General features: G+C 56.2%; 19 protein-coding genes. 12 read left to right on the forward strand and 7 right to left on the reverse strand.

Annotated elements, in window-relative coordinates; genetic code table 11:
* Together AABA21_RS31895 and AABA21_RS31900 are read left to right on the forward strand one after the other, a co-directional pair.
* On the forward strand, positions 1-999 hold the full coding sequence (locus AABA21_RS31895; protein WP_420917238.1) for a dihydroorotate dehydrogenase-like protein: 999 nt from the start codon (positions 1-3) through the stop codon (positions 997-999).
* Positions 1,000-1,110: 111 nt separating this feature from the next.
* Positions 1,111-1,629, forward strand: coding sequence for a hypothetical protein (locus AABA21_RS31900; protein WP_338256477.1), 519 nt, complete (start codon positions 1,111-1,113; stop codon positions 1,627-1,629).
* Between the two features lie 169 nt (positions 1,630-1,798).
* Here the strand turns inward: AABA21_RS31900 and AABA21_RS31905 are convergent, their stop codons facing one another.
* Both AABA21_RS31905 and AABA21_RS31910 read right to left on the reverse strand, forming a co-directional pair.
* A complete protein-coding gene (locus AABA21_RS31905) occupies positions 1,799-2,683 on the reverse strand; it encodes a hypothetical protein (RefSeq protein ID WP_338256480.1) in 885 nt (294 codons plus the stop codon).
* Between the two features lie 279 nt (positions 2,684-2,962).
* A complete protein-coding gene (locus tag AABA21_RS31910) occupies positions 2,963-6,124 on the reverse strand; it encodes an FHA domain-containing protein (protein WP_338256481.1) in 3,162 nt (1,053 codons plus the stop codon).
* Positions 6,125-6,242: 118 nt separating this feature from the next.
* Here AABA21_RS31910 and AABA21_RS31915 point away from each other — a divergent pair, with 118 nt between their 5' ends.
* From AABA21_RS31915 to AABA21_RS31925, 3 genes are all read left to right on the forward strand, one after another.
* Complete coding sequence (locus AABA21_RS31915) at positions 6,243-6,374, forward strand: hypothetical protein (RefSeq protein WP_338256482.1); 132 nt, start codon at positions 6,243-6,245, stop codon at positions 6,372-6,374.
* Positions 6,375-6,678: 304 nt separating this feature from the next.
* Positions 6,679-7,872: a glutathione-independent formaldehyde dehydrogenase gene (locus AABA21_RS31920; RefSeq protein ID WP_338256484.1), complete on the forward strand. Its 1,194-nt coding sequence runs from the start codon at positions 6,679-6,681 to the stop codon at positions 7,870-7,872.
* Positions 7,873-7,933: 61 nt separating this feature from the next.
* A complete protein-coding gene (locus AABA21_RS31925) occupies positions 7,934-9,094 on the forward strand; it encodes an oxalate decarboxylase family bicupin (protein WP_338256485.1) in 1,161 nt (386 codons plus the stop codon).
* Positions 9,095-9,144: 50 nt separating this feature from the next.
* Here the strand turns inward: AABA21_RS31925 and AABA21_RS31930 are convergent, their stop codons facing one another.
* Together AABA21_RS31930 and AABA21_RS31935 are read right to left on the reverse strand one after the other, a co-directional pair.
* Positions 9,145-9,342, reverse strand: coding sequence for a hypothetical protein (locus tag AABA21_RS31930; protein WP_338256486.1), 198 nt, complete (start codon positions 9,340-9,342; stop codon positions 9,145-9,147).
* 515 nt (positions 9,343-9,857) lie between these two features.
* Entirely contained in the window at positions 9,858-11,480 is a 1,623-nt protein-coding gene (locus tag AABA21_RS31935) for a glycoside hydrolase family 10-like protein (protein ID WP_338256488.1), read from the reverse strand.
* A gap of 279 nt (positions 11,481-11,759) precedes the next feature.
* Between AABA21_RS31935 and AABA21_RS31940 the strand changes: the two genes are divergently transcribed.
* The 5 genes from AABA21_RS31940 (at position 11,760) to AABA21_RS31960 (ending at position 16,026) form a co-directional block, all read left to right on the forward strand.
* Entirely contained in the window at positions 11,760-12,128 is a 369-nt protein-coding gene (locus tag AABA21_RS31940) for an ArsR/SmtB family transcription factor (protein WP_338256490.1), read from the forward strand.
* The gene (locus AABA21_RS31945) at positions 12,106-12,552 is read left to right on the forward strand and encodes an SRPBCC family protein (RefSeq protein ID WP_338256492.1); all 447 of its coding nucleotides are present in this window, start codon (positions 12,106-12,108) and stop codon (positions 12,550-12,552) included. The genes AABA21_RS31940 and AABA21_RS31945 overlap by 23 nt, the downstream gene beginning before the upstream one ends.
* Before the next feature lie 116 nt (positions 12,553-12,668).
* The gene (locus AABA21_RS31950) at positions 12,669-13,106 is read left to right on the forward strand and encodes an SRPBCC family protein (RefSeq protein WP_338256494.1); all 438 of its coding nucleotides are present in this window, start codon (positions 12,669-12,671) and stop codon (positions 13,104-13,106) included.
* A 341-nt stretch (positions 13,107-13,447) separates the two neighbouring features.
* Entirely contained in the window at positions 13,448-14,944 is a 1,497-nt protein-coding gene (locus tag AABA21_RS31955; protein WP_338256497.1) for an RNA-guided endonuclease TnpB family protein, read from the forward strand.
* Between the two features lie 101 nt (positions 14,945-15,045).
* Complete coding sequence (locus tag AABA21_RS31960) at positions 15,046-16,026, forward strand: phosphotransferase enzyme family protein (protein ID WP_338256499.1); 981 nt, start codon at positions 15,046-15,048, stop codon at positions 16,024-16,026.
* Positions 16,027-16,045: 19 nt separating this feature from the next.
* Here the strand turns inward: AABA21_RS31960 and AABA21_RS31965 are convergent, their stop codons facing one another.
* Both AABA21_RS31965 and AABA21_RS31970 read right to left on the reverse strand, forming a co-directional pair.
* Positions 16,046-16,414: a response regulator gene (locus AABA21_RS31965; protein ID WP_338256501.1), complete on the reverse strand. Its 369-nt coding sequence runs from the start codon at positions 16,412-16,414 to the stop codon at positions 16,046-16,048.
* Positions 16,411-16,731 (reverse strand): ATP-binding protein, encoded by a 321-nt coding sequence (locus AABA21_RS31970; RefSeq protein WP_338256502.1) that lies wholly within the window; start codon positions 16,729-16,731, stop codon positions 16,411-16,413. Before AABA21_RS31970 ends, AABA21_RS31965 begins: the two co-directional genes overlap by 4 nt.
* Before the next feature lie 501 nt (positions 16,732-17,232).
* Here AABA21_RS31970 and AABA21_RS31975 point away from each other — a divergent pair.
* The gene (locus tag AABA21_RS31975; protein WP_338256504.1) at positions 17,233-17,739 is read left to right on the forward strand and encodes a nitroreductase family protein; all 507 of its coding nucleotides are present in this window, start codon (positions 17,233-17,235) and stop codon (positions 17,737-17,739) included.
* 46 nt (positions 17,740-17,785) lie between these two features.
* Here the strand turns inward: AABA21_RS31975 and AABA21_RS31980 are convergent, their stop codons facing one another.
* The gene (locus AABA21_RS31980; protein WP_338256505.1) at positions 17,786-18,622 is read right to left on the reverse strand and encodes an alpha/beta fold hydrolase; all 837 of its coding nucleotides are present in this window, start codon (positions 18,620-18,622) and stop codon (positions 17,786-17,788) included.
* 201 nt (positions 18,623-18,823) lie between these two features.
* On the opposite strand from AABA21_RS31980, the gene AABA21_RS31985 reads away from it, so the two are divergent.
* The gene (locus AABA21_RS31985; RefSeq protein ID WP_338256507.1) at positions 18,824-19,729 is read left to right on the forward strand and encodes a LysR family transcriptional regulator; all 906 of its coding nucleotides are present in this window, start codon (positions 18,824-18,826) and stop codon (positions 19,727-19,729) included.
* The last annotated feature ends 63 nt before the right edge of the window (positions 19,730-19,792 follow it).

Below are 19,792 nucleotides of genomic sequence, written 5' to 3' on the forward strand. Positions count from 1 at the left end.
ATGCCCGATCTGCGAACGACCTATCTGGGCCTGCCGCTGCAGAATCCCCTGGTCGCCTCGGCCTCACCGCTTTCCAGAAAGCTCAGTACGGCGCGCCAGCTTGAGGATGCTGGCGCCGCCGCCATCGTTATGTATTCCCTGTTCGAGGAGCAGATTACCTACGAGAGCCACCAGCTCGACCACTACCTCAATCATGGCACCGACACCTACGCTGAGGCCCTGAGCTACTTTCCCGATCTTGAGCACTACAACATTGGACCCGATCGCTACCTGGAGCATCTCTCGCGCCTCAAGACGGCTCTCTCCATCCCTGTCATCGGTAGCCTGAACGGCGTCTCGTCCGGTGGCTGGATCGAGTATGCGCGCCTGATCGAGCAGGCCGGGGCCGATGCCCTGGAACTGAACATCTACTACCTGCCCACCGATCTGTCTCTGAGCAGCTCCGAGGTGGAGGACACCTATGTACGCCTCGTGCGCGACATCCGCGCCATGGTCCAACTGCCCATCGCTGTCAAGCTCAGTCCATACTTCACCGCGCTGCCCCAGTTCGCGCGCCGCCTGGTTGAGGCGGGCGCCAACGGCCTGGTGCTGTTCAACCGCTTCTACCAGCCAGACCTGGATCTGGAGAACCTGCAGGTCGTGCCCAATCTGGAGCTGAGTAGCTCGCATGAGCTGCGGCTGCCCCTGCGCTGGATCGCCCTGCTCTATGGCCGCATCCAGACCGATTTCGCCCTGACCAGCGGCGTGCACAGCGCGCAGGACGTTCTCAAGGCTATGATGGCAGGGGCCAACGTCGCCATGATGGCCTCGACGCTGCTGGCCAACGGCATCGAGCAGCTCACACGCATCCGCACGGACATGCAATGGTGGATGGACGAGCACGAATACCCCTCGCTCGACCTGATGCGCGGCAGCATGAGCCAGCAGGCCGTGGCCGAGCCCGCCGCCTTCGAGCGTGCCAACTACCTGCGCGTCCTCGATTCCTTTATCCGGGCCTGAATATAATCGGAGGCGAGCTCCGAACCTATGGAGGTGGGATGGGGATGTCGAATATATGGATGTATGGTTTTATGGTGTGTGGAGGATTGTGGAAATGGAGAAAGGTGTTCTATGGCCCTGCGCTATCGAATATGCCTGTGGTGGCTGGCCGTCCAGCTCGCGCTGGTGGGGGTCTTGATGTGGCCGGGCGATCTTACGGCCCACGCACGACAGCAGCCTCCCGCTCGGGAGTTTGTTGTGATCCCTGTTCATCTGAAGAGTATTACGGTTACGGCCCTCAAACTGGATGTGGGAACGTATGGGAAACGCCAGCAGATCCCGGTGTTTAAGGCTACATTTGATATCGTCCTGAAGAATCCCCTGCTGATCCGAGCTCTTCAACCTTCAGCTCCTGCGAACCTGAAGGCGCTGCCATTGAAAGGGACCAAAGTCGATGTCATCGACGTCCGGGCTGGCGTTGCCACGTTTCAGAAGTTGTCCGCCACCGCCTCTGGTCCCTTTGGCTTTGAGGCGAAAGCGTCGTCTCTGCAGTTAAGCGATGCCGTGGCGCAGGTGCCACTTACACCTGCGCAGGTGGCCGCGCTGGCAAAGTTGAAGCCCCTCGTCCCCAAAGGAGGCATTCAACCCTGAATCTGGGTTTTCCTCTCCTCTTTCCGGGGAGCGTGATCGCCCCCGCACGGGCGTCCGCATGCGCGGCCGCCCTATTTTTTATATGGAGCATCGGGTGCGCATCCGCGCACCCGATGCTCCATATAAAAAAGACCCGTGAGCACCGCAGGTGCTCACGGGTCTTCTGCCACTACTTTTTGGCTGGTACTAATTTCTTGGTTTCTTGTTTGTAGACATCGGCGCTGCTGGTATGGAAGACCAGCTGGCTGGCCTGGCTGGGGGCTCCTACCTGGTTCAGGGTTAGCGTATCGTTGCTGTCATTGATCTTGCCCGATAGGGTCGTGGCCTGTCCATTGATAGTTACAACTACATAGATATCGTGGTTATCACGACTGTAGAGTCCGCTGGCGGGTGCGGTCAGGGATTGTGGCGCTCCATTGGCATAGGCCGCGAGCTGCAGTTGACCCTTCAATTCGCCATTATTATTGCTCCAGTGCAGATAGTACAGGATTTTGTTGGCGCTACCCGATCCGGCCGGGGGCGTCACGCTTGAGAGCCAGTCAGTGGGCGGATCTTTGGGGCGGTTGACAAAGAACAGCAGCGTGGCCAGCAGGGCTACCAGCACTATCGCGCTGATCACGCCAATCAGCACGCCCTTCTTTATAAAAATACCTGAGCGCGCCGGTTGCGTGGTCGCGTCGTCTTCCTCTAGATCCTCATCCTCATCTTCGTCTGCCTGATCAGCTACTGCCGCGTCCTCAGTGGACCCCTCGGCGGCGGTCGGCGACTCAGAGAATGGCATTGGCTGTGGTGTCGCCTCCTCATTGGCGCTCTCATGGGTAGCAGGCTGTTCGGCGACCTCTTCATGTGAAGCCGTCTCAGAAGGAAGGGTAGGGTAGTCATTTCCTTCCGCCGGGGAGGTTGAATCGGGGGTAGTGGTTGGTTGCTCTGCTGCATCCTCGTGTGAGACTGTCTCGGATGTGGGCACTGTTTGTTCAGATGTGTGGTCGCCGGACTGGAGCGCTGTCTTCTTCTCTGGTTCCTCTCCCAATGGAGGCTGAGGAGGTACATTCATAAAAATGATCGATCCTTTCGTCTGGGTGACATATCATTTGATCAAATACTATCGCCCATATGAGCAAAAGCGAATGATAATACTTGTCTAATTAAGCGTAAAAACTAATAGCTAATGTGAATAGCGTAGTATTCCCATTAGCTAAATCCATCTTGTGCATCTTAGCAGAGATAGAGATCAATGTCTAGCCATCGTGTCGCGCTGATCACTCTGTTATGGATAGCAGTACAACCGCCGTGCATTAGCACGGCGGTTGTACTGCTATCCATAACAGAGTGATCAGGTTCGGACGTCTTTGCGTTTCAGGAAGATGCCGATGATGATGGCAAGGACGATGGTAATCAGCCCCAGGCTGACCCACGATAGTACCAGGCGATGGAGCGCATCGGTCTGGTTGTAGATGGAGAAGAGGGTGCTATGATAGGTGGGGTCATCTCCGAAGAGCTTATCGCCACCGGTTGTATCGGAGTGCAGGCCGATGGATGATCCCAGTGCGGCCATCGCCCAGCGTGTGGGGAAGACGGTGGCCATGATCTGGGTGACCCAGTCTTTGAGCGGGATGATCGCTCCCGAAAAGATGACCTGCGGCAGCAAAATGATCGGAACCAGGCTGATGGCTCGATCGTTGTTGGGCGCGATTGCCGAGATCGTCAGGCCGATCATCAAACCGGCCAGCGAGGTCAGGCTGAGCGTGATATAGGTCTCCAATATGGGTGAGAGGAAGACGCCCTGCTTGAGTGGCTCACCGATCTCAACTACCAGCGTCAGGATGGCGCTCTGGAAGAGACACAGCATGCCGAGCACGACGATCTTGGAGAACATGTAAGGCAGGATGCCCAGGTTGACGGTGCGCTCGCGCCGGTAGATGGCGGCCTCTTTAACGATTTCACGCGCGCCATTGATGCAGCCGAAGAGGACCGTTGCGAAGGCCATGATGAACAGCACCTTTTGCGCGTCGGTGCCGGGTCCCTGGATCAGAAATGATTGCAGGGCCTGGGCCACGCTGCCCTTCTGCTGCACAAAGGCGTGCGCGGTGGCGTCTGTTTTTAAGAAGTTGACGACCTGTTGGCAATCGATGAGGTCGGTGGTGCGGGCCTGTGGCAACGCCAGCGGACCCGAGGAGGTGAGGACCTGCGTTCGGCACTGCGTCAATTTGTTGGCGTCAAAGACCCCGGCGCCAACCTCGAAGCGTACCATCAGCACCAGCATGATGGCGATAACGGGCGCCTGTAGCAGCAGGATGAGCAGGTTGCCGACGTCGTTTTTCAGCAATTCCAGATAGCGTGACGAGAGCAGCGTAAACTGCATCCAGCCCTGGCCCCTGCGTTTCGAGCGCTGCTTCTTGCCGCGTGGCTGCGCGGTAGCCCCCGTCTGTTGCGCCGGCGCCTTCTGCTCGCTCAACGGCCCGACTACATAGCGTTGATAATCCGCCGAGTTGCGGAAGCGCTCCTCCGCCCTTTGTGGAATATCCGGCTGATCCTTTGTTGGCTCCAGCGCGCTGTAGATTTCACTGAAGTCGGTCTTCTCAAAGAAGGTCTTGGCCTCATTGGGTGGACCAAAGTAGGCGAGCCGCCCGCCCTGCGCCAGAAAGCAGACGTAGTCGCAGCTGTTGATATTGTTGGTCGCGTGCGTCACCAGTACAATGGTGCGGCCGCGATCGGCCAAGCGGCGCAACAGCGTCATCATCTTGCGATCCAGACCCGGGTCCAGCCCCGAAGTCGGTTCATCCAGGAAGAAGACGCCCGGATTGGCCAGCAGTTCGAGCGCGATCGAGACGCGTTTGCGCTGACCGCCTGAGAGCTTGTTGACCAGCAGATGGCGGCGCTCCGTCATCTCTACATCTTCAAGCACCTCGTTGATGCGCCAGGCAATCTGCTCCTTCGTAAAATCGCCTGGCAGACGCAGCTTCGCCGCGTAGTAGAGCGCTCGCTCGACGGTCAGTTCGCGGTGCACGATGTCATCCTGGGGCACGTAGCCTAGCTGCGTATTGAATGCGGCCAGGTTACGATAGTAGTCGACCTCGTTATAGAGCACCGTCCCCTCTTGCGCGGGACGCAACCCGTTCAGCGCGTCCATCAAGGTGGACTTGCCCGCGCCCGATCCTCCGACCAGTGCCACAAATTTGCGTGGCGGAATTGCCAGTGAGATGTCATTGAGCAGGACAATGTTATTGTTGCCAGATTTCTTCAGGTGCAGCGCCTCGATGCGAATATGATTACTCTCATCGTAGGGTCGCAGTTCGGTTCCTGTATAGACCAATCGGTAGGGGCCGATGCGGATCTCGTCACCGGTGCGCAGCAGCTTATGGCTAACCTGCTCCCCATTGACGTATACATGGTTGGTGCTGTTCTGGTCCAGCAGCCGATAGCCGTCCGCAACCTTCTCCACCAGGGCATGATGAGCCGATACCTGTGGATGATTGAGTACAACCATATTATCGGGCGTGCGCCCGATCGTTAATGTTCCCTCTTGTAGAACGATCGGGGCCATCTGCGGCAGATTTTCTGGTGGCGCTTCCGTGCCCGTATCGAACATCAACGTTACCAGCGTTCCATGCTCGTCGCCGATGCGGAAGATATCGCCGGCCCGCAACTGGTGGCGGAACGTCTGGTCCCCTGGAATATGCTGGCCCTGGTACCACAATCCATTCAGCGTCTTCCCGCGCCTGGGATGAGGATGGACCAGGAAGAATTGATCCCCGTCGCGTACGACCTGGGCGTGCCATGACGAGACGATGGGCGTATCAATGACGATCTCGTTCGAGGGGTCGCGCCCGATATTGTTTACCTGCTGTGTTAGCTGCGCCACCTGGCGCTCGCTTCTAGTATTGCTGCTGATCAGCAGTGAAGGCACGTTCGTGGTCGAGAGATGCGCCATCACCGTCGAATCGGGTGCATTGGGAATCTGCGCCAGCCCCGCCCACTGTGCCCGATTGTGCGCCACATCCGTCTGTTTTAGCATAGGGTGACTGGCGGATGGCTGTAGTGGCTGCGATGAGACCGGCGGCTGCGATGGGACCGGCGGTTGTGGTGGCTGGGATGGCGGTGGCGAAACCGGCGGTGGTCCCGGATAATTCATATCGGGTGTGTTACCGACCACGGGCGCGCCCTGCTGTGCTTCAGGATGGCGCAAAAGAAAGACAAAGCTGACCTCTGAGCCAAGCTTGATTACATCATTATGGTGTAGCTGCGCATGAGCTGCCTGCTGCTCATTGTGCGCGATGGTATTGCCCTGCGAAACGTTTTCAACCCCCCACATATCACCAAGCCAGCTTATGCGCACATGGTATCTGGAAATGCCGGGGTCAGGCACAATAATATCGTTCTGCTTCTCCCGGCCGAGCGTCACCACGGGCTTCTGCAGAAAGAAGGTCTTTCCACTCAGTGGCCCATTTAGAAAGCGCACGGCCGCTTCGGCAAAAGGCTTTTGTACTGCTTCCAACAGTATTACTCCTGGCATAAAATACTAGTAGTCTGCCAACATATACATCTTAGCATAACTCATGCTTTATGAACGCGCCCATAGCGTATATTTGGGCTTTACATTTTATAAAGAGTGTTTGACTGCCGTTATCGTGGGGGTACGCGATAGCTCCCACACGCGCGTCCGCTGCGCGGCCGCGCTGGTTGTGGATTGGTGCATCGGGGGCGCGGATGCGCCCCCGATGCACCAATCCACAACGGACTCGTGAGTACCGCAGGTGATGATTATGAGAATCAGTCACATTCATAGTAGGAAGGGAGGAGAATAGCGGCCGCGGCCGCTGTTCTCCTCCCTTCCTACTACAAAAACAGCGTGGAGGGCGTGCCAGCGAGCTCCACGAAGAAAGCGTTCCCCATTATTTTGTGTATGTTGCAGAAAATATGCTGTGGCATATTTTCTGCAACATACACATGAGTCACCTTTTAGCTTGGACATTCGTGTATCTCATGATTGTGCTTGCGAGAGAGCATGCCATTGTGTGGCATAGAAAGATAGGATCAAGGAGCGTTTCCATGAAAGCGGTTGTCTGGCGTGGTGAGAGAGAATTGAATATCGAGTCGGTCGAGGATGCGCGTATCGAGGCGCCGACCGATGTGTTGATGCGTATAACATCCTCGGCTATCTGTGGGACCGATCTGCATATTTATGAGGGTCGCATGGGCGATTTTAATGGCAATGTGATCGGGCATGAGCCTTTGGGTGTGGTTGAAGAGGTTGGGCCGGCGGTCGTCTCAATCAAGAAGGGGGACCGGGTGGTGGTGCCGACACATATCTGTTGTGGTTTTTGCTATAACTGTGTGCGCGGCGATAGCGCGTCCTGCCTGATCACCCATCCCGGAGCTGCAGGGGCGGCTTATGGCTATCCTGGCATGGGACCGTACAAAGGGACGCAGACCGAGCTTGTACGCGTTCCGTTCGCAGACGCCAATTGCCTGCGTCTGCCTGGCGAGCCCGGTGATGACTGGGAACACGATTTTGTGTTGCTCGCCGATGCCTTTCCGAGTGGCTACCATGCGACCGAACTGGCGCATGTTTCAACTGGCGATAGCGTGGCCATCTTTGGCGCCGGCGCGATTGGTCTGCTGGCCGCTTACTGCGCGCTCTTTCGCGGGGCGAGCGAGGTCTACATGGTAGATTATATCCCCGAGCGTCTCAAGAAGGCTGAGGAGCTGGGCGCCATCCCGATCGATTTTCGCGTTGGTGATCCGGTTGAGCAGATTAGAGAGATGCACGGCCGCCAGCGCAAGAGCGCAGGTCCTACCTGGCGTGGTGAGGATATCATGGGTGGCGTTGATTGTGGCATCGATGCGATTGGCTTTCAGGCGCGTGATCGCGCCAATCCAGATCGCGAGAAGCCCAACCAGGTGATCGAGGATCTGTCACGCCTCATCAATCCCAATGGTCGCCTGGGTATCATTGGTGTGTTCGTCCCCAATGACACGCGCCCCGTTGGCGAGATTGAAAAGCAGGGCAACCTGGTTGTGCCCTGGCAGACGCTGTTCAAGAACAACATCTCTATCGGCATGGGACGCGATCACGACGAGCGCTACAATACACAGCTGCGCGATATGATCATCGCGGGTCGCCTCAAACCGGGCCGTATCGTCTCGCATCGACTGCCCCTCTCGCAGGCACCCTCGGCTTTCCAGCAATTCGATGCGCGCGCCAACGGTTATATTAAGGTTATTCTTGATCCACACCAATAAAGCATCCCATGGGTTAGCCATGTTTAGAGCTGTCTGCGGGCAATGAAAGGTTGTGATAAACATGAATGCATTCAACCGCTCCAATGAGACGTCTGTTGTACCACAGCCGATGCGGGATGGTATGGGAGGAACCGATCCAGGGCCGCGCAATGTCACCCTGGATCGGCAGAATCCCGATGTGCTGACACCACCTGAGACCGACTCGGGGACGGTCCCCAACCTTAAATTCCCTTTTGCTATGGCCCATAATCGGCTGCAAGAGGGTGGTTGGGCGCGACAGGTCACCAGGCGCGAACTGCCGATCTCCACCACGCTGGCGGGCGTCAACATGCGCCTGAATCCCGGTGCTATTCGTGAGCTGCACTGGCATAAAGAGGCCGAGTGGGCGTATATGCTTGATGGTCATGCGCGCATCAGTGCCGTGGACCAGGATGGGCGAAATTTTCTGGCAGATGTCGGAGTGGGAGATCTCTGGAACTTTCCCGCCGGTATCCCGCACTCGATCCAGGGATTGGAGGATGGCTGTGAGTTCCTGCTCGTTTTCGATGATGGCGACTTTTCAGAGGATTCCACCTTCTTGATATCGGACTGGTTCGCGCATACGCCGAAGTCGGTACTGGCCAGGAACTTCGGGGTCGCCAAGAGCGATTTCGCCTCCATCCCGGAACACGAGCTCTACATCTTTCCGGACAAGGTGCCGGGTCCGCTGGCCGATGATCAGGTGCCCAATCCGCAGGGGTCACCCGCGCACTCGTTCGCCTATCGCCTGCACGCTCAGGAACCGATCAAGATGGATGGCGGCACGGTGCGTATCGTAGACTCTACGAACTTCCCGGCCGCGTCCACCATCGCCGCGGCGCTGGTTGAGATAGAGCCAGGAGGCATGCGTGAGCTCCACTGGCATCCCAACGCCGATGAATGGCAATACTACATCGCGGGCAGTGGTCGCATGAGCGTCTTCGCTTCCGAGGGTAAATCGCGCACCTTCGACTACCAGGCCGGGGATGTGGGCTATGTCCCGTTCGCCATGGGGCACTACATTGAAAATACAGGGGATACCACGTTGCGCTTTCTGGAGATGTTTAAAAGCGATCACTATGCCGATGTCTCGCTGAAGCAGTGGATGGCGTTAACGCCGCCCGAACTGGTGCGGGCTCATCTGCATCTTAATCAGAACGTAATGGGCTCCCTCTCCAAAGAAAAGAAGCCGATCACGCGCTAAATAAAAAAGAGAGGGCGCAGCGTGCGCCGCGCCCTCTCTTTTTAAATGTACTACCGCTCAACCAGTTCGACAGGGGAGACTGCGAATTCCTGCAGCCTGTCATCTATGCGAGCTCGGATAATGACCTTGTCCATTTCCTGGCGCACAACAACGCCTGGAACGGGCAGTAAGCGTAGAGCGGTGCGAGAGTGCCAGAGTACCAGATCCTGGTTCTGAAATTTCATTTCTTCTAGTTGATTGATTGCCATCGCACATTTCCTATATGTTTATTACTAGTTGTGTCGGGAGGCCTGAGCGTCCCTTCCTCTCGTACACCAATGGATACCCTCGATAACGGTCCCTCGTTAATCCTCTGGAAACTATAAATGTTTAAGTGCTTATTAAAGGGTCTACTGTCTGTAAGAACTAACTGATGCAACCGCCACCGTAGCATTAATGATGCCGTAGTGGTGAGCCTCGCGTAGCAGAGATATGTTTTTCTACCGAGGCGCGTTGTAACTATGAGTCGATTTTACCAGAAAACCACACCCCCGGATGCTCATATCTTTTGCTTATAGTACTTTTTGGCCTCGCTCTCTCTTCCACCAAGGATACAGGCCGTTCCAGCGCTCCTACATCCAGGTATCTGAAAGCCGCAAGCTTCGCGCCTGCGGCGCTCAATTGTTTTTGAGGGACTGGTGCAACACCCCGGGTCGGGGTGTTGCACCAGTCCCTCAAAAACAATGATATGACATAGCCATTTTGGTTGCTTTATTGAGAGACCCTACTTGTTTGTCAGTACGACGGTCTGGCCGTGGCCTGGATTGCTTTCGTGGTGCAGACGATCGAGGGCCGTAACGTAGTAGGTGTACGTCTTGCCGGACTGCGCGGTGGTATCGGTGAACGTTTGCATGGTTGCGTCGATGGCCGTGCGGTGTACGGTCGCCAGCATGTACTGCGCGTTGTTAAAGTCACCACGGTTGTGCTGGACGCGCCCATCGAAGCGATACACCACGTAATACGTAGCGTTGCTGTGAAGAGGCGTGTACCAGGTCAGCTGCACGCCATTGGCCTGAGCGCTGGCCTGCTTGAGGTTGACCGGTTGCGGCGCGTGACCTCCCAGCCATGGCATTATCGGCACCAGTGCGGGATAGCGGTAGATGTCGTTCTTCAGCCGGTCCGTGAAGCCCAGCGGATTGGCCGTGAGATCCTTCATACTGAAGAAGATGCTCCCCTTCACCGCGCTATACTGCAGATTCAGCTTCAACTGGTTCGGCATCTCCTCGGGATTGGCCCATGCCTGGTTATTGTTGTTGATCTTGTATGTGGCCTGCCCGATATAGAGCTGAACGTGGCTCCCTTTGACCTCATTGGACCACCAGGGAACCAGGATGTCGTAGGCCGCCGGGGCGAAGCCGATGTTCCAGTAGATCTGCGGCGCGATATAGTCTAGCCAGTTATTCTTGATCCACGTGCGCGTATCAGCATACAGATCATCATAATCGCTGACCCCCGCTGTGGTGGCCGATCCGGTTGGATCAACCGAATTATTGCGCCAGACCCCAAAGGGGCTGACCCCGAACTTCACATAGGGCTTCACCTCTTTGATCTGCCGCGAGAGCTCCTGAATCAGTTTGTTGATGTTGTCGCGACGCCAGTCCGCCTTATTGGCGAATTGTGCCGCCCCGTAGCGTTGATAGGTGGCGTTATCCGGAAAGTCCTGCCCGGCGATGGGATAGGGATAGAAATAGTCGTCGAAGTGCACGCCATCGATATCGTAGTTGCGTACCGCCTCCAGAATGCTCTGGATGATGAACTCCCTGGCCGCCGGAATGCCCGGATCAAAATAGAGCCCGCTACCATACTTCACTACCCAATCGGGATGCAGGCGCGCCGGATTGTTGGGAGCCAGTTTCGTCACATCTGTCTGCAGGCTGACGCGATATGGATTAAACCATGCGTGAAATTCCAGGTTGCGCTTATGCGCTTCGGACAGCATAAAGGCCAGCGGATCATAGCCAGGATCCTTACCCTGCACGCCCGTGAGATACTGGGACCAGGGCACATATTTGGATGGATAGAAGGCATCCATGGTTGGCCTGACCTGTACAAAGACCGCGTTCATGTGCAACGCCTGCAATTGGTCCAGCTGGTTGATAAACTGCTGCTTCTGTGTTTCAATAGGCAGCCCCGGCTTCGACGGCCAGTCAACATTGGTCACCGTAGCGATCCAGGCACCACGTAGCTGGCGCTTGGGATATTGCGTCGTCTGCGGCGCCGCCCCTCCGCGCGGCGTAGTCACCGCCGCCTGTGCGGATAACGTACCCTGCATTATAAACAGCGCCACAAGGGTACAGGCCAGCATGAAGGCCGAGATCCATCTCATGCCTCCGCGAAATAAGGTCATATACTACCCCTCACGTTTCTACAATGAAATACTGCTCTAACGACAGCTATGGATACAGTATATACAAATTTCTAGATAAATAAAAGACTACATATCTATACCAGTGTGTAAAATTGCTACCAAAGATATAGTACAGAACACAAATCGACAAAACAATACAGAATTGTAAATATAGAGAGCGCCCCCATCCTTCCCCCATTCGATCATGTATCAAGAGACGAACATTCTTTGTTGGCCGGGGCTTTGACAATTATCTGTACTCTCTATATAATTAACTGTATGGTTAATGATTCATCAGAACGACTCAATACCATTTTTTTCGCGCTCGCCGATCCTACGCGTCGAGCCATTTTGGAGCGCCTGGCGCGGGGAGAAGCTTCTGGAACGGAGCTGGCGCGGCCATTCTCAATCTCGGTGCCGGCCATCTCCAAGCACCTGCGTATGCTCGAGAGCGCCAACCTTATCCTGCATAGGAAGGATGGAAGGACGCATCTCTTTCGCCTCGCGGCCGGTCCCATGGGAGAAGCTGCCGCCTGGCTTGATCACTATCGACAACTCTGGGAAGAGCAGTTCGACTCGCTCGAAACCTATCTACTAACCACATCGGAAGAGGAGCAAGACGCTGATGATCCCTCCAGTCCCCGATGATGCCACCACCCTCGTGCTTCGCCGTGTGTTCAAGGCCACGCGCGCGCGCGTCTTTCGCGCCTGGATCGAGCCCGAGGCGCTGCAGCGCTGGTTTCGACCACGGGGATTGCACATGACCGTCAGCCGGCTCGATACGTGGGAGGGGGGAGCTTTCCGTTTCGATGTCGAGAACGGCGTCTCCATCACCGGCACCTATCTACATGTCCTGCCACCTCAGCGGCTCTCCTTTACCTGGTCAGACGCGTCTGTACAGGGCCAGGAGACTATCGTCACGCTCGATTTTTTTGATCTTGGCACTTCGACCGAAGTTGTTCTTACCCATGAGAGGCTGACTACACAGGAGATGCGCGCGCTCTTCAGCGGAGGCTGGCCGTCTCTGTTCGACACGCTCGCACAGGTCATCTCTGGTCCACAAGACATCTAACGCGCCGTACTCCTGACCTTCTTGACATTGCTATCCTCTTACTATATACTTAACCTATAGGTTAATTGAATGCGTAAAAATATGAGATATCTGACTGGAAAGGATCGCATATCGTCATGGAGAAGACGAATCTGTGTAGTCGTGCACTAGAGAAAGACCTCTATATTAAAGCCACCACTGATCGTGTTTTTCGGGCCCTGATAGATAAAGAAGACCTTGAGCACTGGTTCCTGAAGCATGCAGAAGTTGAAATGCATCCTGGAGGGACGATACACTTTGTCTGGGGAACAGGCACGGTCAATCACGGCACAATCCTCCTTTTGGAGCCACCCCGTCGCCTCAGCTATACCTGGGAGTCCCTCTCACCCAGTCCCACCATCATCACCTTTGATCTCCATCCGGTCTACAATGGTACCCACCTCCACCTCAGCCACACCGGCATCGGTGAGGGCCCCGACTGGGACAACTTCTATGACACCAGAAACAAGGGCTGGGACGTCCACCTTAGCTACCTCGTTGCCTGGCTCGAAACCGGCCAGCAACGTATCTGGTAAAACCACCTCACCCCTCCATCCTTGCATGAATGTTCTATGCTAGAGGGGACTCAATGGCTTGGAGTTCTGACGGAAAAACCCGCCGCAAGCCACTGGGTTTTGAACCCAGGTGCTCAGGCGGGTTTGCCCAGGCTTTAGCCCTTGCTTGTTGCATGACCCCGCCCATGTGTTGTAAAATAGAACATATATTCGAGTAATCGGGTCATTCGCACCTCTGAAAGCTGTGTGCTTGCAGTTCTTTTCTTGCATATCCAAGGACTGCGCTCTCGCCATCGCGGTGCGGTGAAGTGGGTACCACGTTTCTGAACGGTCCTTCTACCGATGGGAAAGGAGATCAGGCCATGGCTACTGCAACGACGGCCCTCAAGCAAGTGATCAGCGGTCGCGCTGACTGTACGGCCTGGTTTACGGCGAATCAGGCGTTGTTTAACCGAGTGGTGGCCTTTTATTTTGGCGTGATCAATGCCCATGAAGGGGTGCTCAATCTCTCCAATCAAGAGGCCCTCACCGCCCTGGAAAAGCTGACGCATGCCACCACCGCCAACCCTGATCCCATCATGCCTTTGCACGAGATTGGCCACACCATTCCGGCTTTGTTTCGGCGTGCCGCCATCAATGCCGCTCTCGGTTCGGCGCGTTCCTTCTTTACCCATCTCTCCAAATGGAAGGCGCGCAAAGCCAAGGCGGAAGCCAAAGGCAAAAAATGCGGGGATCGCCCTCCTGTGCCTCCACGCACCTGGAACAAGTCTGTGCTTTTTTATACGGGACAGTGGAAGGAACGGACGAACACCTGCATTGTGCTCAAAGTATGGACGGGCTCTTGCTGGAGTTGGGTCAAGATACGCACCCTGGGACGGGAGGTGCCTGAAGGCTACACATTGGGGAGCCCTTCATTGATTCGCAAAGGGGATCGCTGGTGGCTGCACACGCCCCTTGAGAAAACGTTCAAGGGACCAGTCAACGTGGCCCATCAGTTGAGCGAGCCTTCGACCAAACTGTGTTCCATTGATCTCAATCTCGGCGAAAATCTCGCCGTCTGTACCATCCAAACTGCCGAAGGTACGGTCCTTTCCACGAAATTCCTCAAAGGTGGCAAAGAAGTGCACGACTTTAGGAAGAGGCAGCTTGGCACAATTGCACGCAACCGCAACATGACTGGCCTGATCGCTCAGGGTGAGCAGGATAATGCGGCCCGCTGGCAAAAGATCAGCCATCGCGATGACGACCTGGCCCATCAGATCAGTGCTCGTATTGTCCAGTTTGCGCGAGAGCAGGGCGCTAGTATCCTGGTCTTTGAACATCTGGGTCATCTGAAACCCCAGCAGGGGAAATATAGCCGCCGAGGCAATAGCAAACGGGCTTTCTGGATGAAAGGGCGCATGTTCCGCTACAGCAAGTACAAAGCCTGGAACGCTGGCATCGTGACCAGCCGAGTGAATCCGCGCCATACCAGCCGAGAATGTGCCCGGTGCCATGAACCGGTGGCCCGCTACAGTCAGGGGCAAGCCGAGGAAGGCTACACGATGGGGGCACCACTGGTCTTCTGTGCGAAATGCGGCATGCGGGGCAATGCCGATCGCAATGCCGCCATCGTGATTGGGCAGCGTCTGCTCCAACGACAGGGGAAAAAGCCTTCCCTTTCTCATGACGCACATGAGGAGGCTGCGCAAGCAGCAGGTGTGGGCATCTGCCAAGAAGCCGGAGGGGACGAGGAACCATCTATTCCTCCACCCGGGCATGCAGGTCTCCAGTGGCATGGCACCGCCAAAGAGGAAGGGCGCTGGATGGAAGTGCCTTCCTCATCTATTCCTGTTCAATTACGGCTTTTCAGCGAGTAGTCTCTAGCAGACACATACTCAGAAGGCCGCGGACCCAGGAGTGGAAGAAGCTGCCGTCCTTTTAGGGCGTGCGGAGTGTCACATGCAAAGGAGGGTTGAGCATGGAGTTGTCGGTTGAGCAGTATCAGGAATTGTATCGGATATTGCGCCAGTATCCGCTGGAGGTTTCGCACCTGGAGCTTCTCCAATACCATGGGCGCGCGGTGGCGCGTGTGGAGACGCCGGATGCGCCGTATGTTTTGCGCGTCAGCTATCCGCTGACCAGGGTTGAGCGCGTGCGGGAAGAACTGGATTGGCTGCAGGCTTTGCGGCACGACACTGATCTGATCGTGCCGTCGCCTGTGGCCAATAAGCAGGGGGAGTTCATCACTTCCTGGGGGGTGGACGAAGGAGAGCCGCTTCAATACTGCCTGCTGTTCAACTGGGTGGAGGGCGATTCTGTACGTGACTCGCTTTCGACGGAAACGGCGACGGCCGTTGGCGTGGTACTGGCTCGCCTGCATCGGCATGCGCAGGCATATACGGCTGCACGCGCTACTGCATTCGTGGGGCCGCGCTATGACTTCAACTGGCTGCTGGGTCCTGCTTCCTGGTGGGCGGATGGACATGCCATCAGCGATCTGGGGAGCGACACCTATCGGCGTCTGCAGCCCGCCATTGCTCTCGCTGGTGAAGCCATGTCGCGACTGGGTGAGGGTTCCCAACACTTTGGTATTATCCATAGCGATCTCCACTTCGACAATATCCTGCTACAGAACGATCGCTGCGCCCTCATCGATTTTGATGATTGCGCGCTTGGCTACTACTTGTATGATCTTGCCATCACAGAACAGGCGTTCCGCTATCACTACGACCACACCCCTATCCTGGCCGCCTTTCATGAAGGCTACTGTCGCGAGCGCGGCATCCCGCTCGCCTCCCTCCGTGATATCGATGCTTTTATGATCGCCGTCGACGTAGGGTTTCTCGCCTGGATCCTGCGCACCGATGAGGTTGAGGCGCGCGAACTCTTGTTGCCACAGGTTCCCGAGCACATAGAGCATATCCTCGCCTGCGCTGAGCGAGCGAAACAGTCTTCTTGAACCGGATAGGTAAGCAATGTTACGTTGTTTGTGGGAGTGATCGGGCGACGACGTCGAGGAGGTCCACGATGTCGAACGGTTTCATGAGGTAGATGTCAAGGCCCATTGTGCTGGCCCTCTTTTCGACCTGGGGATCGGCGGTCAGGAGGATAACCGGTATGTCGAGATGGCGCCCCTGCTGCCGCAGGACTTTGATGAATTCATAGCCGTTCATGCGCGGCATCATCAGGTCGAGGATGATCAGGTCAAGAGTGCTGGCTGTGAGCAGGTCTAATGCCTTTATCCCATCCGAGGCCATCATTACCTCATAGCCTTCTGTTTCAAGGATGATCTGCAGGCATTCCTGGATGCCTTCATCATCATCTATTACCAGGATGCGTCTCTTCATTCCGTCTGTTCTCCATGTTGCTGGTCTTCGGTGGGTAGCGAGATCAGGAACGTTGTCCCCTGCCCCTCCCGGCTCGTAACAGTAATGCTCCCTCCATGGGCTTGCAGGATATTCTGGCATAGGTACAAGCCCAGTCCCACTCCAGAAAAGTGCCGTGAAGAGGCATTAGAGGCTCGGAAGAAAGGGGTAAACACCTGGGGGAGCTCCTGAATCGCGGCCCCCATCGAGAGTCCAACGTTTAGAATATATGCCCCTTTTAACTCACTACCGAGAATTCCTTCGTTCAGATGTCCCAGACTGGCAATGAGCCGTCGCATAAACAGATCGCGGTCCAGGGCGATGGGAGTACTAAAAAGCTCAGGACTTATCTTAATTCATCTATACTGCTTGCTCCTCTCTCAAATGAGGTTAGCCAGACAAATATAAAAGGTCCCTTCCCTGGGGAGTATCTATCCCGATACATATAGATTGCCCCATTATATATCCAATGGGTTGGAGATGCTAGCAATAGAGTTTGTCGCCTGAGCTTATCTTCTTTGTGGAAAGACGTGAGCACCCCCACACGCGCGTCCGCTGCGCTTTTGTGTATTGGTGCATGCGCCCCGCATGCACCAATACACAACGGATTCGTGAGCACCGTAGGAGCGAAAGTGCAGGTATGCCGCAGGAGATGAGCATGAGTGTCAGACACATTCTGAGGGTTGACCCGTCGTGGCTAATCGAAAAGGTGATATGCTAAAGATACGTAAGGTCAGCATTGTTCCGTTATTCCAGTTGAGAAGAGATGTAACGCTGAGAGAAAGAAAGAGAGACATGCGATGGAAGTATTTGACGCCGTGCGCACGGTCCTGGCGGTGCGCCAGTTTCAGGATAAGCCGGTCCCGGAAGAAGTTGTTCGTCAGATCATTGAGGCAGGGCACCTGACCGCCAGCAGTATGAATGGGCAGCCCTGGCACTTCATTGTGGTTGAAAACAAGGAGACGCTGCGCCAGATGGCGCCACTCGCCCAGACGGGTCCCTATATCGCGCAGGCCCCCCTGGCGATCGTTGTCGCTATGGAGCACAGCCCGTTCGGAGTCTCTGATGCCAGCCGGGCCATTCAATCCATGATTCTGACGGCCTGGGCCCAGGGTGTGGGCTCAAACTGGGTGGGCTTTAGTAATCTCCAGCAGATTAATTCCCTGCTGGGTGTTCCTGACAGGATCGATATCCTGGCCGTTCTTCCGTTTGGCTACCCGGTCCAGGCCACCGGCAAGGGCCAGAAGAAAAGAAAGCCATTGGGTGAGGTTGCTCACCGTGAGCGATGGGACCAGCCATTCGCGTAGGTGAGCCTTTGCCTCACGATACTGTATCTTGCAGCTATAGAGCAGCTTACGGCGTGTCCTGGATGAACTGATGGATGACGTGAGCCAGTTTCTCCGGCTGGTCGAGAGGGATGAGCGTAAAGCTGTCGGCGATCTCCACCAGTCGCGCCTGCGGCAGGAGCGCGGCCAGCCGCTTTCCGTTCGCGGGGGGTATCATGCGATCCTCCGGTGTCCAGACAACGAGCGCCGGACGCTTAAAAGAGCTCAGACTTTTGGTTGCGGCCAGCAGGTCAGCTTTGCTGGAGTGGCGCAGATATTTCAGGAGATCGCGCCTGACCTCCTTCTGGCTGAAGAGTGGACGCAACCACGCGTCGGTGATCTCATGTGGAATCGGCCGCTTGGTCATCGGCCCAAGGGCTATCGGCAGGCGGCGCATGGCGCGGATCCGCAGGGGTTGAACAACCATGGCGTTCAGCCCGCCGGGAATCTTTGCCGCCAATGAGATTGTGTGACCCGGTAGACCGGATGGAATGTTCTCGAAGGCTTCACAAGAAGTGATCACCAGCCGTGCTAGCCTCTCTGGATGCTCACCGGCCGTGGCCAGAAAAGCTCCCAGGTCGTTGCCGACCAGGGTGACCTCGCGCAGGTCCAGAGCCTCTAAAAACTCGGCTTGCAGTCGCGCGAGCCCCAGGAGCGAGAGGTCGGCGTCGGCCCGCATCGGCAGCCGATGCCCACCAACGGGCAGCGTCGGCACGATACAACGATAGGTGGCGTGTAATTCACGTACGACGTGACGCCACTCTGAACCATCCATCAAGAGCCCATGCAGCAGCACGACAACGGGACCGCTGCCACCTGTATCTTCATACTCTATAGTCCCGGCTGAAAGTTCAATCTTTTGCATATGCTTATCTTCTCCATGCTCATTTTGTGATCTGATCTTCTTGTGAGGTCGGACCGCATTTTTTCCTCTTGTTGTGATATACCTTACGGGATATACTATCCCTTGTCCAACACTTATTCTTGACTTATTAACACCCACACCATACATAATCAGGGACGGGCGCATAACCCGCCGTTCTCACCCTGTATAAGAGAGGTCTACATGGAGCTGCGTCACCTGCGCTATTTTGTCGCAGTCGCCGAGGAGTTGCACTTCGCCCGTGCAGCTGAGCGCTTACATATGGCCCAACAACCTCTGAGCTTTCAGATCAAGCAGCTAGAAGAAGAACTGGGGGTGACGCTTTTTCGGCGCACGACGCGTCGGGTCGAGTTGACCGAGGCTGGCCGCGCCTTGCTGGCGCAGGTCTACGTCGCGCTCGATCACCTGCGCCTGGGCATTGAGACGGCAAGGAGTCTGGAGCGAGGGGAGACGGGATCATTGGTGATTGGCTACGCGAGCATGGCCCTCTACAACCTGGTGCCTCTGGCCGTGCATCACTTTCGGGAGCGCTTCCCCGCTGTGCAGGTTACGTTGCGGGAGCTATGCTCCCCCGAACTGGAAGAGCATATCCTGGAGGGGACCTTCGATGTTGGCCTTGCCATACAGGGGATGTATGAACCGGGGTTGATCTATGAGACCGTGCTGCGCGAACAGGCCACGGTCGCTATCCCCAAACACCATCCTCTGGCAAAAAGGAAACAGGTACCGCTGCGCGCCCTGGCCGCCGAGCCGTTTGTGATGTATGAGCGCGCGCAACGGTCGTTGATCCACGATCAGATCATGGCGCTATGTGGGGGCGCCGGTTTTCGCCCCAACGTCGTCCAGGAGGCCGCATCCGAGCAGGCGGTGATCGGATTGGTGGCGGCGGGTGTGGGGGTTGCGCTGGTCTCGACCTGCATGAGCGGACTGCGCACGGAAGAGGTAGCTTATCGGCCACTTACCGACCCGGAGACGCCGGTTGAATACGCCGTCGTTTGGAAAGGGGAGCATCCATCGCCGCTCGTCAAGGCATTTCTCAATATTGCCAGGGAGGTCTCGCAACACGCTGGCTCCCACATTGAGAGCTGACGAAGCCGGTGTTGTTCTTGCTCTGACTATTTTTTTCGATCCCCCTGGCTGTCCTGGCTACCT

It is taken from the genome of Dictyobacter halimunensis (assembly GCF_036245075.1).

Bases quoted from the DNA above. Each gene is read 5' to 3' on its own strand.
- AABA21_RS31955 (WP_338256497.1), top strand. From the start codon at position 13,448: ATGGCTACTGCAACGACGGCCCTCAAGCAAGTGATCAGCGGTCGCGCT.
- AABA21_RS31900 (WP_338256477.1), top strand. From the start codon at position 1,111: ATGGCCCTGCGCTATCGAATATGCCTGTGGTGGCTGGCCGTCCAGCTC.
- AABA21_RS31895 (WP_420917238.1), top strand. From the start codon at position 1: ATGCCCGATCTGCGAACGACCTATCTGGGCCTGCCGCTGCAGAATCCC.
- AABA21_RS31920 (WP_338256484.1), top strand. From the start codon at position 6,679: ATGAAAGCGGTTGTCTGGCGTGGTGAGAGAGAATTGAATATCGAGTCG.
- AABA21_RS31940 (WP_338256490.1), top strand. From the start codon at position 11,760: ATGGTTAATGATTCATCAGAACGACTCAATACCATTTTTTTCGCGCTC.
- AABA21_RS31935 (WP_338256488.1), bottom strand. From the start codon at position 11,480: ATGACCTTATTTCGCGGAGGCATGAGATGGATCTCGGCCTTCATGCTG.
- AABA21_RS31980 (WP_338256505.1), bottom strand. From the start codon at position 18,622: ATGCAAAAGATTGAACTTTCAGCCGGGACTATAGAGTATGAAGATACA.
- AABA21_RS31960 (WP_338256499.1), top strand. From the start codon at position 15,046: ATGGAGTTGTCGGTTGAGCAGTATCAGGAATTGTATCGGATATTGCGC.
- AABA21_RS31930 (WP_338256486.1), bottom strand. From the start codon at position 9,342: ATGGCAATCAATCAACTAGAAGAAATGAAATTTCAGAACCAGGATCTG.
- AABA21_RS31985 (WP_338256507.1), top strand. From the start codon at position 18,824: ATGGAGCTGCGTCACCTGCGCTATTTTGTCGCAGTCGCCGAGGAGTTG.
- AABA21_RS31950 (WP_338256494.1), top strand. From the start codon at position 12,669: ATGGAGAAGACGAATCTGTGTAGTCGTGCACTAGAGAAAGACCTCTAT.
- AABA21_RS31970 (WP_338256502.1), bottom strand. From the start codon at position 16,731: ATGCGACGGCTCATTGCCAGTCTGGGACATCTGAACGAAGGAATTCTC.
- AABA21_RS31975 (WP_338256504.1), top strand. From the start codon at position 17,233: ATGGAAGTATTTGACGCCGTGCGCACGGTCCTGGCGGTGCGCCAGTTT.
- AABA21_RS31945 (WP_338256492.1), top strand. From the start codon at position 12,106: ATGATCCCTCCAGTCCCCGATGATGCCACCACCCTCGTGCTTCGCCGT.
- AABA21_RS31965 (WP_338256501.1), bottom strand. From the start codon at position 16,414: ATGAAGAGACGCATCCTGGTAATAGATGATGATGAAGGCATCCAGGAA.
- AABA21_RS31925 (WP_338256485.1), top strand. From the start codon at position 7,934: ATGAATGCATTCAACCGCTCCAATGAGACGTCTGTTGTACCACAGCCG.
- AABA21_RS31905 (WP_338256480.1), bottom strand. From the start codon at position 2,683: ATGAATGTACCTCCTCAGCCTCCATTGGGAGAGGAACCAGAGAAGAAG.